The sequence below is a fragment of the Nocardia australiensis genome, from assembly GCF_020733705.1.
Classification (GTDB): domain Bacteria; phylum Actinomycetota; class Actinomycetes; order Mycobacteriales; family Mycobacteriaceae; genus Nocardia; species Nocardia australiensis.
Genome location: NZ_JAJFZM010000001.1, coordinates 2415169 through 2428830, shown reverse-complemented (window position 1 = coordinate 2428830; position 13662 = coordinate 2415169). Strand labels below are relative to the sequence as shown.

Sequence of the window (13662 nt, the reverse complement as noted above, 5' to 3'; positions counted from 1 at the left end):
GGGCTCACGCTTGCCACCATTCGAAGAACCTTGTTGCCGGTATCGGACGGTGACTAGGTATGGTGTGAGCCCGAGAGGTCCGCTCAGGTGAGTCGCAGACCTTCATGTTGAAAGTTACTCGAGGACATCATGATAAAGCTCTTCTCCGCTGCTTTGCTGACCGCGGCGGTGGCCGCCACCCTGCAGGTCCTGCCCGCCGCGCCCGCACACGCGAAGTCCCTCACCTGCGCCAAAGCCATCGAGCTGATCAACGCCGCGATCTATAACAGCGGCGACACCCTGGACGATGCCACCCAGCAAGCTTTGTCCGACAGGCTGTCGGGCCTGGCCGCCCTGGCCGTTGGCGAAGAAAAGGATGCTATCAACGGCTACGCCAACGCCTTGGTCGATGACAACATCACCGACCTGGACCCCGCCACGAACGAACTCAACCGCGTCTGCGCCTGAACCGTCAGGGATTACGAAAGCACTCACGCGATCCGGACGCCGATACGCTCAACCCACCACGCCGACCGGCGCTGGTCACCATTACCCACGCCCGGGGCACGACCACTGTCGAGGGCACGCCGAAAAGGGTTGTCACACTGGGTAATCAGTGGATGGACACGGCACTGGCGCTCGGGGTGACGCCGGTCGGCTATGTGGACAATGTCGCCGCGGCGTCGAAGACGAATCCGCCATGGGAACCGGACTCGCTGAGTTCCGCCAAGGCGCTGAACACCACCGGCAATATTGCCGAACAGGTGGCGGCGTTAGAGCCGGATCTGATTCTGCTGGATGGATTTCTGGCGGATCAGAAGACCTATGACGAGCTTCCCGAACTCGCCCCACGCTGCCCGCGCTGAGCAAAGAGGCCGTCGGGACCTGGCAGAACCAGGTGATCCGAACGACGGTTCCAGCAAGATCTTCACCCAGCTCGGCATCGGCATCCCGAAGAACCTCACCGAGCAGCCCGCCAACCAGGGCAGGCTGGCGCTGTCTCCGGAACGTGTCGACGAACTCTCCGCCGATCTACTGTTGGCCGGCTACTCCCCGGCATGGACGAAAAGTACCGCCAGCTACCCGGTTACAACGATCTGCCCGCGGTCAAAAAGGGCGCGGTCGCTTTCTTGACCGTCGAGGAAAACAGCGCTGGTTTTCACGTCGATGTGCAGGTAGCGGTCCAGCCGGTGCTGGATCTCGTTGCACAGGTCCGTGCCCCACAGCGCGAGCCCGGCGACGAGGCTCACCACCGCTGGCGAATCACGAACCCGCATGTAGCCTGGTGCATGACCAAGCACCGCCGCCGAGTACTCACCATCGACACGCAGCGGCATCTCTGGAGTAACTACCACCGACACAGGGATGGCTGCCAGGAAATCTTGCGCCTCCGACAACTCGGATCGACGGTAGGGCTGACGCTGATATTCGAGCCAGGCGCGGGGCGCTGGGTCTCCGACGGCGGTATGTCCGCCGCCGGTGATATCTCATTGGGCGATCGCCTAATGAACCTGAACAAACCACGCGTGGTTCGCGCGTTCGTCGACGCCGCCGATGCCGCAGGGTGGATGGCCGCAGCACGCACGGTGGGCCGTCGCGACGGTTGGGCTCTATTCGACGACGCGTATGCCGACGTGTCGCGCGGTGGCTAATCGTCACGCCCGGCCTCCTCAACGGCACAGCACGAAACCGTCGGACCATTGAACGAAGGGTGCGCTGTCCAATGGGGCCGCTGCGCGCTTCGCCGGAGTTTCGCCGTGGAACAGGTCGAGAAACGCTTCGATAGAACCGGCGAATGCTGTTTGCCGAGAACTTATTTCGGACACCAAACCAAACCCTCGCACCCGAGGCGGGGAGGTCGGCCGGATCCAACAGGGCGGCGCAGCAGTCCTAACGCATGACATCCCATAGATCGAGATGCTGCCAAGTGATTCAAGAGCAGCCGCAGCAGCGCCTCTCAGGAATGTGTTGAGGTAGCGTTCCTCGACGGAGGGCATGTAGGCATCCGAGGCTCCAAAACCACACTGGCCCAGCGCTCGTCTTCACGTCCAGCAAGTGGGACGCCTTCACAACACACGTGAACGATAGCGAGTTCGACCGCTCGCAGCCCTGCGTGACCACCGAAACCCCTGGCGCGCTGGGCATTTCGCCATTTCAGCGTCAAGACATCGTGGATGCGAGGACTGTGCGGGACCGATTCCCGACTTTGGATCGGCGTACAGATCACTGGTCACTCGACACCACGCAGGCGCCGAACACCTCGCGCATCCGCACAGAACTGATCTCACCCCACACCCACTGTTCAAATGTGAAAAGCCGCAGATCAGAATACATTTGATAGTGCGCAGGCCAGCCATTCCCGCTAGCATTAGAACATGCGTTCGAGCAGTGAGGCGGGTCAGCAGCGGGTCACCGACCCGCTGCTGACCGCTGTGACGAGCCTGCTCGAAGAGCCGCTTACCAGCCTCTCCGACGACGCGGTTACCGATCTGCTGCGCGATGTCGAACGCAGCACTCGCATGCTGACCGCGCTGACCAACCGGCTGACAGTCGAGGTGATCGAACGCCACATCCCGGCCCGGGTCGGCGCACATGGACCGAAGGGGTTCCTGACCGAAACCCTTCGCCTGTCCGGTCAGGAAGCAACCCGGCGGATCGCCGCCGCACATTCCCTCGGCATGTGGCACGACATGTCCGGCGAAACCCACCAGCCACAGCACCCCCGAACGGCCGCCGCGCTAGTTGCGGGCGATATTTCCGCCGACCACGCCGCCCGAATCGCAGCGGTATTGAAACGAGTCCCCGGCTCCACCTCGGATCCGGATTTCGAAGCGGCCGAACAAGTTCTCGCCGAACATGCCCGCACCGGTTCCCCCGACGACATCCCAAAAGTGGGCGACGCGATACTCGCCTATCTGGACCCCGACGGAAAACTCACCGACGACGGAGACCGTCAACGGATGCGCGCGGTCACCATCGGACGCCAACGCGCTGACGGTATGTCCCCCATTCATGGTGAAATCACCCCCACCCTGCGCGCACTACTGGATCCGGTACTGGCGAAACTGGCGCGACCAGGGATGAATAATCCCGATGACCCCGAAAGCCCCTCCGGGAACTGCGAATACATCGACCGTGACGCGATGGTCGCCGCTGCCGCTCGCGACTACCGGACCGTAGCGCAGCGCAATCACGACGGCCTGATAGCGCTGCTGCAACTCGAGATACCGGCCCAGCGACTCGGGGCACATCGCGGAATACCGGTTTCGACCATCCTGACCATGAGCGTCGCCGACGTAGAACGCGCGGCGGGTGTCGCAACCACCGCTACCGGCGGCACCATCCCCGTCGCCGAAGCGTTGAAGCTCGCCGAGCGTGCACAACCATTCCTTATGGTGTTCGACCACCGAGGCGTGCCACTACATTTCGGTCGCACCAAACGGTTAGCCAGTGCCGGACAACGACTGGCGTTGATCGCGTCCATCCGCGGTTGCACCCGGCCAGGCTGTGATGCCCCGGCCAGCCTTTGCGCCACCCATCACGTCACCGGATGGAACACCGGCGGGCTCACCGATATCGGCAATGAGACCTTGGCTTGCGATCACTGCCACGCCCTCATCCACGATGGCCCCGGCGGCTGGAAAACCCTTGTCCTCGAATCAGATTCAACCCACCCGGGCCGCACCGCCTGGATAGCCCCACCCCACATCGACCCCACCCGAACACCACGCGTCAACCACCGCCACCACCCCGGCGAACTCCTCGCCAAAGCCCTCACCCACATACACGACCGCGATGAACTCCACCAACGGCCGCGAAAACACCCGCCGTCCGACAGCAACGCAGCCTGACACGGCCGCGCAGTCAACCATGGCTTATGCCATTGCCCGGGGAGCGGGTTTCACACGGCGAAGGCAGCCTCTAACGCGGCCGCGGATGCCCGATAGGCCGCGACCGGGTCGTCACCAAGATGGTTCACGCCACGCTCCGGCGCGGGGGTGCCGCCGAGCAGAGCCACGAACACCAGATTCATCACCACCAGGTGATTCACCACGTCCCGCACGTCCCATTCGGTGCACGGCGTCGGCGCCTTCCATTGCTCCGAACGAATTTCGGCGATCAGCTCACCCACGGCCGTGTTCGCACGCGCGAGGTCCTCGACATAACTGTCGGTCACGCCGCCGAGAATACGGTCCCGCCCGCCGAGTCGCCCACGAGTTTCAACCCATTTCGGCCACATGAACGGTGGTGCGGCCGGACCTATCAGGCGGGGCTGGTCGACGGCGCGATCAGCGGGCAGCGACCAGTTCGTCGGCCTCGGCGAGTTCGGCCTCTTGTTCCTCGATGGTCTTATCGCCGGCGAAGTAGGAGGCGATGGCCGCCAGCAACATCATTACGGCCGCGGAGACAAAGACTACGACCAGGCCGGTGTGGAAGGGGCCGGTGAGGAGGTGGGGGAAGAATTCTTGGCCGGTGAGGGTATCGGCGTTGACACCCGGTTTGGCCAATTCCCCGGTGGGACCGAGCAATTCCTGGATGGGGTTGAAGCCGAGGAAGGCGGCGAACATGCTGGCGACCGGCGGCATGTTGGCGATGTCGGCGGCGGCGCCCGGGGACACGCCCTGGGCGCGCAGGCCGGAATCCAATGCCGACGGGAGGCTGGCGGCGAGGCCGACGACCATGAGGGAGAAGAAGATTCCCATGGACAGAGCGTTGCCGCCGTTGAATAGCGTGCCACGCATACCGGAGGCCGCGCCGCGCTGGGCGGCGGGCACGCTGGACATGATGGCGGCGGTGTTCGGCGAGATGAACAGGCCACAGCCGATGCCGTTGACCAGGATTATCACCGCGAAGGCCAGGTAGTTGAAGTCGACGGGGATGACGAGCAGCAGCAGGAACGTCACGGCGGCCACAATCGCACCACCGGTGGTGAACGGGCGCGAACCGTAGCGGTCCGACAGCCAGCCCGAAACCGGTCCGGCGGCAAGGAATCCCACGGTAAGCGGCAGCAGGTAGATACCTGCCCACAGTGGCGTCGATTCGAAGCTGTAGCCGTGCAGGGGAAGCCAGATGCCCTGCAACCAGATGATCAGCATGAACTGCATGCCGCCGCGACCGATCGAGACCATCAGGTTGGCGAAGTTCCCGAGGCCGAAGGCGCGGTTGCGGAACAGCGCGAGGTGGAACATCGGCTCGGCGACCTTGGATTCGACGAAGCAGAAGACGCCGAGCCCGCCGAGCCCGCCGATGACCGCCGCCAGCACCCACGGATTCGTCCAGCCGGTGGGATGTCCACCGTAGGGCTGGATGCCGTAAGTGATGCCGGTGAGCAGCGCGGTGAGCCCGACCGCGAAGGTGATTGTGCCCGCCCAGTCGACCTTGCCGTGGGTACGTTCCCCTACCTCGTGCAGCGAGCGGTAGGACCAGATGGCGCCGATGATGCCGAGCGGCACGCTCACCCAGAACACCGCGCGCCAATCCCATTCCGACAGCACACCACCGATGAGCAGGCCGAGGAAGGAGCCGGCGACGGCGGCGACCATATTGATGCCGAGCGCGGTACCGCGCTGTTTGGCCGGGAACGCGTCGGTGAGGATAGCGGTCGAGTTGGCCATCAGCATCGCGCCGCCGACGCCTTGGAACACGCGCCAGATAATGATCCACATCGCGCCCGCACCGCCGCTGAACGGATCGAAGGACAGCGCGACGGCGGTGAACGCGAATACCGCGAAGCCGAGGTTGTAGATCTTGACCCGGCCGTAGATGTCACCGAGACGCCCGAACATCACCACAAGCACGGCGGTGACGAGCAGGTACCCCATCAGCATCCAGAGCAGATAGCCGACGTTGCCGGCGGCCAACGGGTTCAGTCCGACACCACGGAAGATCGCGGGCAGCGAGATGAGCACGATCGATGCGTTGATCGCGCTCAACAGGACACCGATGGTCGTGTTCGTCAGGACGATCCACTTGTAATGCGGATGCTCTCGGTCGTATCGCATTCGTCGGCGAATGGTCTGGACGTCGGCCAGGTCGAGATCATCATTTTGAATTGTCACAACGGCCCCTAACAAAATGGTTACCCCAGCGAACTATATAATTAGCTGATGTAACGATCAAGTTGAGAAGCTATATGTCCAGTTCGTCCGATTACCGGTTTGCCCTGGTAGATCAACTTTCGGCCGCCGCGCGGTAGCCACGAACCGCTAGGGCGCCGAAGGCAAGAGATAGCCCGACAGACCAGGCGAGGGTTTGCAAAAGCGGGGTCGCTACGGGGCCGCCGAGAGTGAACGCGCGCATGGCCTCGATGGCGCAACTCATCGGCTGAACCCGGACCAGCGGCTGGAGCCAGCCGGGGTAGTTCTCGACCGGGACGAAACCGGAGTTGAAGAACATCCCCAGTAGCACGAGCGCCGAGAACAGCTGGACGACCTTGTTTCCCGCCTTGGTCACGCCGACGGTGATCACCATCGTGGCGAAGCCAGGAATCAACAGCACCGGAATGGCGAGCACACCGAGTGCACCCCACCATCCCTGTTGAAAACGCAGTCCCAGCGCGACTCCCAGCGCGACCACGACGACCGTGGCGATGAGGGTACGCCCGCATTCGGCGAGCAACCTGCCGATCAGGGCGGACGCGCGATGCACCGGCAGCACCCAAAACCGGCGCAGCAGACCACTTTCCCGCTCCGCGTACAGCGAAAGGCCAGTGCCCATCGCACCGTACATGGCACCGGTCACCGCGATCATCGGAACGAAACCGTAGATGGCGTCCACACCGGTGGACGCGCTGAGGAACTTGTTCAACACCAGTTGATACATCAGCAGCAGCAGTACCGGCAGGACCAGTGTCGAGGTTAATACCTCCTGCTCGCGCGGCCAGCGCCGCAGCAGTCTGCCCGTTTCCACAAGGCTCTGGTCGATCAGCGTCCTCATGCCCGCCGCCTTTCCACCCACACCGACACCACGGTGAACGCCACGATCAAACCGAAGGCCCAGGCCGCCGCGACGCCGAGCACCGAAGTGAACCGGCCTTCGGCGAGATCACGCAGGGCCGCGGCCGCCTGCGATACCGGCTGATTGCGCACGAATGGCTGGATCCAGCCCGGAAAGCCCTCCGCTGGAACGAAACCCGTCGACATCATGATCAACAGCAATTGCGGCGCCAACAGTGCCGACGCGCCGATCTCCGGCTTGCCCGTGGCAACACCGAGGGTATCCGCGCCGACAACCAATGCGACACCGAAAGCGAGCGCGAGCACCAGGAAGACGAGAGCGGTTGCCGCACTGTGGAATCGGAAGCCGAAGATCGAGCCGATGACCAGCGCACCCGCCAAACCGACGACTGCGCGCACTGAATTCGCCGACATTCGAGCCGCGAGCGGAACCCACGGCCGCACCGGCATCGAGCGCATACGAGTTCCCATACCGCTGAAGGTGTCGCGCGCGGCACGATCACCGGCCGACATCGCGGTGAAGAACATTCCCTGCAGCACTATTACCGGCACCAAATACTGTGCGTAGCCGCCATCGACTGCTTCCATCGATTTGCGCAGCGGCACATAGAAGCACAGGAAGAAGATCATCGGCGCCAGGAAACCGAAGGCGAGATCGCCCTCGCGGACGGCGCCGCGAATGGTCCGCCCGCTCAACGCACTCCATTGCATGCCGGCAGGAATCGTGGCGGCAGAGGCTGTTTCGATACTCAAGCGTTCGCCTCACTCGCTGCCGGGACGCGCTGCGGAGTTGTCAGCTCGATGAACACCTCATCGAGCGAGGGGCGACGCAATGCGATATCGATGAGTTCGATTCGGGCATCGGTGATTCGGCGCAGCGCCTCGGCCAACGTGGCCGCACCGTCCGGGGCAGGCAGCGAGACCCGGTCCGCGGATTCGGCGACGGTGATGGCGCCGAGGCCGTGCAATGCGGTGACGACAGCGGCCACATCGGCCGCGTCGACCGGAACCACCTCGCAGAAGCTCGATCCGGAACGGGCCTTCAGTTCGTCGGCGGTGCCCTCGGCGATCACGGTGCCCTTGTCGATGACAATGATGTTGTCGCTCAACGCATCCGCCTCCTCGAGGTACTGCGTGGTGAGCAGAATCGTGACACCCTGCTCCTTGAGGAGGCGCACCAGCGACCACACGCCCTGCCTACTCACCGGGTCCAGGCCGGTGGTCGGCTCATCGAGGAACACCACTTTCGGCCGGCGCACCAGACCACAGGCGATATCGATACGTCTGCGCATACCACCGGAGTAGCCGCCGACGCGTCGGTCGGCCGCTGCGGTCAGGTCGAACTGTTCGAGCAGCTCCACGGCGCGGGCCCGCGCCCGTTTAGGGCGCAAACCCATCAACCGGCCGAAAAGCACCAGGTTCTCGCGACCGGTCAGCACCTCGTCCAACGCCGCGTACTGCCCGGTCAGCATGATGGACGCACGGACTGCCGCGGCCTCGCGGACGACATCATGGCCGGCCACCATGGCGCGTCCGGCATCCGGCTTGGTGAGCGTCGACAGGATCGAGACGGTGGTGGTCTTGCCCGCGCCATTCGGGCCGAGCACGCCGAGGACGCTGCCCGCGGGGGCGGAGAAGGACAGGCCGCGGACCGCGTGCACGTCACCGAATGACTTGCGCACGTCCTCGACCACGATTGCGGCGGTGCTGGTACTCACAGTGTCGCGTACCTTTCCGTTCATCGGGCTGCCTCGATTTCGACTCGGTTGTCCTGGAGTGTGTGCGCTACGGCCGCGACGGCGCGTTGCCAAATGGCCGCGCAGCGGTCGATCGCGGATGCGTCGAACAGTGCGTCGCTCCAGCGGAACAGGGTGGCCAGCTGTGGGCCGTCCCGGCCCGGATATACCGCGACTACCAGGTCTAATGCGTAACGCAACGGCATCTCCGGTTCGGGTGCGATGGGAAGACACCTGTGCAAAGCGAGATCCGTGATTGGCGACCACGCCGCATTCGACGAGCTAGCGAGGTCCATACGGCCCAGGTAGTCGAGCATGATCTGGGGATCCGGGGCGGTCGCGAATTCCGGGTTGGCGCCGCCGTAGCGGAGGATGCCGTAGTCGAGACCCTTGTTCGGCACACTATCCAATTGCACGGCAATGGATTTCATGATGGATGCGACGGCGTACGGATCGGATTCGGCGCGGGTGATGTCGATCGGCGAGCCCGCGCCGACCCGGACCGGATATACGGTGGTGAACCAGCCGACAGTGCGCGACGTGTCGACCGCGCCGACGGTCGCGTCTTCCCGGCCGTGGCCCTCCAGCGCTACGAGTGCGCCGTCCGAAGGATCCTGATCGCGTTCGGCGCGCCAGGTCGCGAGGGTGATAGCCAGGGCGGTGAGCAGGAATTCGCGCATGCCGCGATCGGGTCCGAGCCCGGTGAGAACGCGCCGGGTTATCTCCGCGGTGGTGAACGACGGGGTCAGCCGGTACGAGGACCAGGTGTCGACCGACGGGTCCGGGCGGCGCAGGCCGAGTTCGGGATCGGAGCCAGAGAGCTGCTCCGACCAGAAGTCGCGCTGGGCGAGCACTTCCGGTTCGTCGCGGCGTTCATTCAGCAGTTCCGACCATTGCCGGTAGCCGGTGAGTTCGGGGGTGAGCATGGGCTGTTCGTTGTCGAGCTGCTGCCAGGCATCGGCCAGATCCGCCAGAATGATGTGCCAGGAGACCGGGTCCACCGCGAGATGGTGAATCGACAGCAGCAGCACGTCCGCCTTATCGGGTCTCCGGAAGCGCACAGCCTGAATCATGATGCCCGCGAACGGGTCTATGCGATCGATAGCAGCTCGCGAGCACTCCTCGAGAAGTTTCTCGAAATCACCTGTGCTGGCGTCGATTTCACGATAGATGTCGAACGCGCGAACACTTCCGGGCGCTCGCGTCTCCAATCGGGGTTCACTCGCGGTCGCCGTGACGCGGGCTCGCAGCATGTCGTGTGCGTCCAGCAATGCCTGTAGTACCGACTCGAGCCGGGACCGATCCGAATCCGCGGGCAGCGAGACCAGCGTGGAGAGTGCGAGTCTGCGAAATCCGCCGTGCTCGTACATCCAGGACATGATCGGTGTCGGTAATACCTCGCCGGGTTGAGCTGTCACCGAAGCACCCGAATCCAACTGCGCCGCACGATCTTCGATCGCGGCAGCCAAATCACGGACCGTCGGATCAGCCATCACCATGGCCGGACTCACCGAAAGACCGGCCCGGCGTACCGCATTCACCAACGAGATCGCGACGATGCTGTCCATGCCGAGCGCGATGAAGTCATCATCGATTCCGGGAGATGTGCCGCCGAGCGCGTCAGCCAGTGCGACGCACAAAGTCCGCTCGGTTTCGGTGCGCGGCGGGGTGCGTTCGGCCGAACCAGCGCTCTGCAACGTCGCGAGGCCGAGGGAAGTGAGCGCCCGCACGTCGAGCTTGCCGTTCGGGGTGACCGGTAGCTCCGGCACCGAAATGATCCGCGCCGGAACCATATACGCGGGTAGGCAGGCGGTGAGAGCAGATCGCAACGCTGCGACACCGAGTATTGCCGTGTCGGTGGGCGGCTCGGTCTCGCGCCCAGTGCCAGCGATGTGACCGCCCGACAAGCCACTCTCCGGCTCTGCGGCGTCGACCGGCAACACCACAGAATCAGCGCCGATTGTTGCGGTGTCGGCACGGGCAGCCAGCACCGCGAAGGCGACCAGGGTTGGCCCGCTGGGGCGCTGTAGGACGACTACCGCACCGGCGCGGACCTGCGGTAGTCGCAGCAACGCTGTTTCGATATCGCCGATTTCGATTCGATAGCCGCGAATCTTCACCTGGTCGTCGGCGCGGCCGAGGTAGGCCAGGTCACCCTCCGGCAGCTGCCGGACCAGGTCACCGGTGCGATACATGCGCGCGCCAGGGCGGAACGGATCGGCGACGAAGCGGTCGGCGGTCGCCGCTGGTCTGCCGATGTAACCGCGTGCGAGCTGTGCCCCGGACAGGTACAACTCGCCGACAACGCCGCGTGGCACCGGTCGCAGCATGGTGTCGAAGACATAGGCCGCCATGCGATCCACCGGTCCGCCGATGGTCGGGTTGGCGCTGCCCGGCTCATCGCGGCCGGTATTCACGGTCGCGACCACCGCTTCGACCGTCGTTTCGGTCGGGCCGTAGCAGTTGTAAACGGCGGTACCGGGCAGAGCGCGCAATGCCTTCCACATCGGTGCGCCGATGGCCTCGCCGCCGAGAGCGAGCACGGTCAAACGTTCACCGTCCACCAGTCCGGCGGCCGAGAGCTGGGTGAACATCGATGGCGACGTGTCGATCATGTCGATCTCGTGGCGCACGATCCCCGCGACCAAACCCTGCGCGTCCCGCATCTCGGACTCATCGAACAGGTGCACCGCATGTCCGTCGAGCAGCCCGATCATGGGCTGCCAGGACGCGTCGAAACTCAACGACCACGCGTGCGCGATGCGCAACGAGCGACCGAGCCGAGCAACCGCCGGGCAGTACACCCGGTCGCGATGGTCGGCGAAATAGCTGGCCAAGGCAGCATGAGTCCCCATGACACCCTTGGGTTCTCCGGTCGAGCCGGAAGTGAAAATGAGATATGCGAACGACTGCGCGGGCACGGGACGTGGCGTCGAAATGGCTCGCTCGGCGATCCGTCGCGCGACAACAGGATCATCGAGCACCAACAGTGTCCGTTGGTCCGCCCCGTCCAAGAGCGGCAAACACGCGCCGACCGTCACCATAAGACGCGCGCCGGCCTGGCGCAGCATGGATTCGACGCGCGCAGCCGGCGCCGACACGTCGATGGGCACATACGCACCACCCGCTTCCAGCACTGCCAGAATCGCGATGATCGACCGGACCGATCGCGGCAGCACCAGCGCCACAACGCTTTCCGGCCCGACGCCATGTTCGGCAAGCTCACCGGCAAGCCGACCGACCTCGCAGCGCAGCTCACGATAGGTATACCACTGGTCGCCGGAGCTCAGCGCGACCGAATCGGGGGTGAGCTCGGCTTGACGCGAGAACAGCTCGGGCACGGTGTCGGCCGCAATGCTATTCGAATCTGACGCAGTGTCGGCGCGAGCGTCCGAGGCGGAATCTGCAATCGACGACGTATGGCTGACAGCCACACTGTCTACAGCCGACACGACGGTCTCTGAACCGACCACGGCGCCATCCAAGGCTGACATCGCATGGTTTGCAGCGCTACTCGCGGCTGGTGAACTGCTATCGAGGACTGCGGCGATGCGGTACGCGAGTGTTGGGTTGCCGTTGCGGGATGTCGACTGTGCTGGTTCTGGCGTTGCCAATGCGGCCCGCTCGGCGGGCAGTAGGACGTCGAGTGTGTCCGGGCTCGCGTTGGTGTGGTCGGGTAGTTGGCGCAGTACAGCCAGCATTCGCTCGCCGATGTCGGTGACCGGGAAATGCGGCAGTGCTTCGGCGATGGCTTCCAGCATGACGACCAGGACGCCGTCATTGAGGTAGGAGACGACCGAAAGTGGGTAGTGCACCAGGCTTTCCATGGAAACGGGCAGGAATCTGGTGCCGTCGCGGGTGACGATGGGGTCGGTGGCCGCGCCGATGGGGGCGTTCTCGAAGACGAACAGGACGTCGAAGAGGGCGCCGTGGCCTGCCGCGCGCTGGATGTTCGACAGGCTGACGTAGCCCGCGTCGCGCATGGCCGCCGACTCGCGCTGCATCCGGGCGCATTGTTGGCCGACGGTATCGTCGCGATCCAGCACGACGCGGGCGGGGACGGTGTTGATGAACAGGCCGATCATGGTTTCCACGCCGGGCAGCGAGTCCGGGCGGCCCGAGATGGTGGTGCCGAAGACGACGTCGCGGCGATCGGTGAGCCTGCCGAGAACCACGGCCCACGCGAATTGCACCACGGTGCTCATGGTGAGACCACTGGCGCGTGCCCAGCGCACGAGCCGGTCGGTGTCTGCGAGGTCCAGGCTCAGCCGGGTCCTTCGCGGCACGACCGTGCCGACCTGGGCCGCGGCGCCGTCGGCCAGCATGAGCGGGCCCGACAGGTCGGCGAGGTATTCCGTCCAGCTCTGCAACGCCGTGGTCGCGTCGTGCGCGGCGAGCCAGCCGATGTAATCACGATAGGGACGCGCAGACGGCAGCGAATCCGCCTGTCCCCCAGCCTCGTACACGGCAATGAGTTCGCGGAAGAATACCGCGACCGCCCAGCCGTCCATCAGGATGTGGTGCGCGTTCACGATCATGCGGCGGCGCTCGTCCGGCAGTGTCACCAGGGTGATCCGCAGTGCCGGGCCGTGGCCGAGGTCGAATCGCTGCCGTCGGTCGGCCTCGGCAATCGCATCGAATTCCTCGGGCCGCGCGGACATCTCGGCCCACGGCAGCTCGACCCAGCTCGGCACAATCTGCACCGGCTTAGGAATATCCTTGTCCCAGAACGACACTCGCAGGTTCGCGTGCCGCTCCAACATCACCTCGGCACTGCGACGCAGCAATGCCACATCGACCGGACCGCCGACGTCGATGACGAACTGCATGGTGTACAGATCGACACCGTCCGCCGCCAGCTGCGCCAGCGAGAACAATCCCTCCTGTAGCGGGCTCAGTGCGAGCACGTCCTCGATCTCGGCGGGGATGCTCCGATCCACACTCATCGCCGCGTCGCCTTCCTGGTCGAACTGAACTCATCGCCGCAGCAC

Annotated in this window: 11 protein-coding genes and 1 pseudogene; 5 read left to right on the top strand and 7 right to left on the bottom strand. The window is 64.5% G+C overall.

The genetic code is table 11. The annotated features are described in order from the left end of the window. Positions 1 to 129: 129 nt before the first annotated feature. Positions 130 to 447 (top strand): hypothetical protein, encoded by a 318-nt coding sequence (locus LKE06_RS10920; RefSeq protein WP_227998478.1) that lies wholly within the window; start codon positions 130 to 132, stop codon positions 445 to 447. 152 nt (positions 448 to 599) lie between these two features. Next, positions 600 to 845 (top strand): TroA family protein, encoded by a 246-nt coding sequence (locus tag LKE06_RS10915; protein WP_227998477.1) that lies wholly within the window; start codon positions 600 to 602, stop codon positions 843 to 845. 213 nt (positions 846 to 1058) lie between these two features. Here LKE06_RS10915 and LKE06_RS10910 read toward each other — a convergent pair whose 3' ends face one another. After that, complete coding sequence (locus LKE06_RS10910; RefSeq protein ID WP_227998474.1) at positions 1059 to 1316, bottom strand: hypothetical protein; 258 nt, start codon at positions 1314 to 1316, stop codon at positions 1059 to 1061. Between the two features lie 45 nt (positions 1317 to 1361). Between LKE06_RS10910 and LKE06_RS10905 the strand changes: the two genes are divergently transcribed. From LKE06_RS10905 to LKE06_RS10895, 3 genes and pseudogenes are all read left to right on the top strand, one after another. Then, positions 1362 to 1631, top strand: a complete 270-nt coding sequence (locus LKE06_RS10905; protein ID WP_227998472.1) for a hypothetical protein — start codon at positions 1362 to 1364, stop codon at positions 1629 to 1631. Positions 1632 to 1952: 321 nt separating this feature from the next. Further along, positions 1953 to 2060 (top strand): annotated as a pseudogene (locus LKE06_RS33125) (hypothetical protein); the annotation flags it as partial. A gap of 294 nt (positions 2061 to 2354) precedes the next feature. Continuing rightward, on the top strand, positions 2355 to 3830 hold the full coding sequence (locus LKE06_RS10895) for an HNH endonuclease signature motif containing protein (RefSeq protein ID WP_227998471.1): 1476 nt from the start codon (positions 2355 to 2357) through the stop codon (positions 3828 to 3830). 50 nt (positions 3831 to 3880) lie between these two features. Here the strand turns inward: LKE06_RS10895 and LKE06_RS10890 are convergent, their stop codons facing one another. The 6 genes from LKE06_RS10890 to LKE06_RS10865 form a co-directional block, all read right to left on the bottom strand. Next, positions 3881 to 4156, bottom strand: a complete 276-nt coding sequence (locus tag LKE06_RS10890; RefSeq protein ID WP_227998469.1) for a maleylpyruvate isomerase family mycothiol-dependent enzyme — start codon at positions 4154 to 4156, stop codon at positions 3881 to 3883. Positions 4157 to 4268: 112 nt separating this feature from the next. Continuing rightward, complete coding sequence (locus LKE06_RS10885) at positions 4269 to 5981, bottom strand: MFS transporter (protein WP_227999398.1); 1713 nt, start codon at positions 5979 to 5981, stop codon at positions 4269 to 4271. 169 nt (positions 5982 to 6150) lie between these two features. Further along, positions 6151 to 6915: an ABC transporter permease gene (locus LKE06_RS10880; RefSeq protein WP_227998468.1), complete on the bottom strand. Its 765-nt coding sequence runs from the start codon at positions 6913 to 6915 to the stop codon at positions 6151 to 6153. Next, the gene (locus LKE06_RS10875) at positions 6912 to 7688 is read right to left on the bottom strand and encodes an ABC transporter permease (RefSeq protein ID WP_227998467.1); all 777 of its coding nucleotides are present in this window, start codon (positions 7686 to 7688) and stop codon (positions 6912 to 6914) included. Before LKE06_RS10875 ends, LKE06_RS10880 begins: the two co-directional genes overlap by 4 nt. Continuing rightward, positions 7685 to 8653: an ATP-binding cassette domain-containing protein gene (locus LKE06_RS10870; RefSeq protein ID WP_372477323.1), complete on the bottom strand. Its 969-nt coding sequence runs from the start codon at positions 8651 to 8653 to the stop codon at positions 7685 to 7687. The genes LKE06_RS10875 and LKE06_RS10870 overlap by 4 nt, the downstream gene beginning before the upstream one ends. A 20-nt stretch (positions 8654 to 8673) precedes the next feature. After that, entirely contained in the window at positions 8674 to 13617 is a 4944-nt protein-coding gene (locus LKE06_RS10865; protein ID WP_227998465.1) for a non-ribosomal peptide synthetase, read from the bottom strand. Positions 13618 to 13662 lie beyond the last annotated feature (45 nt).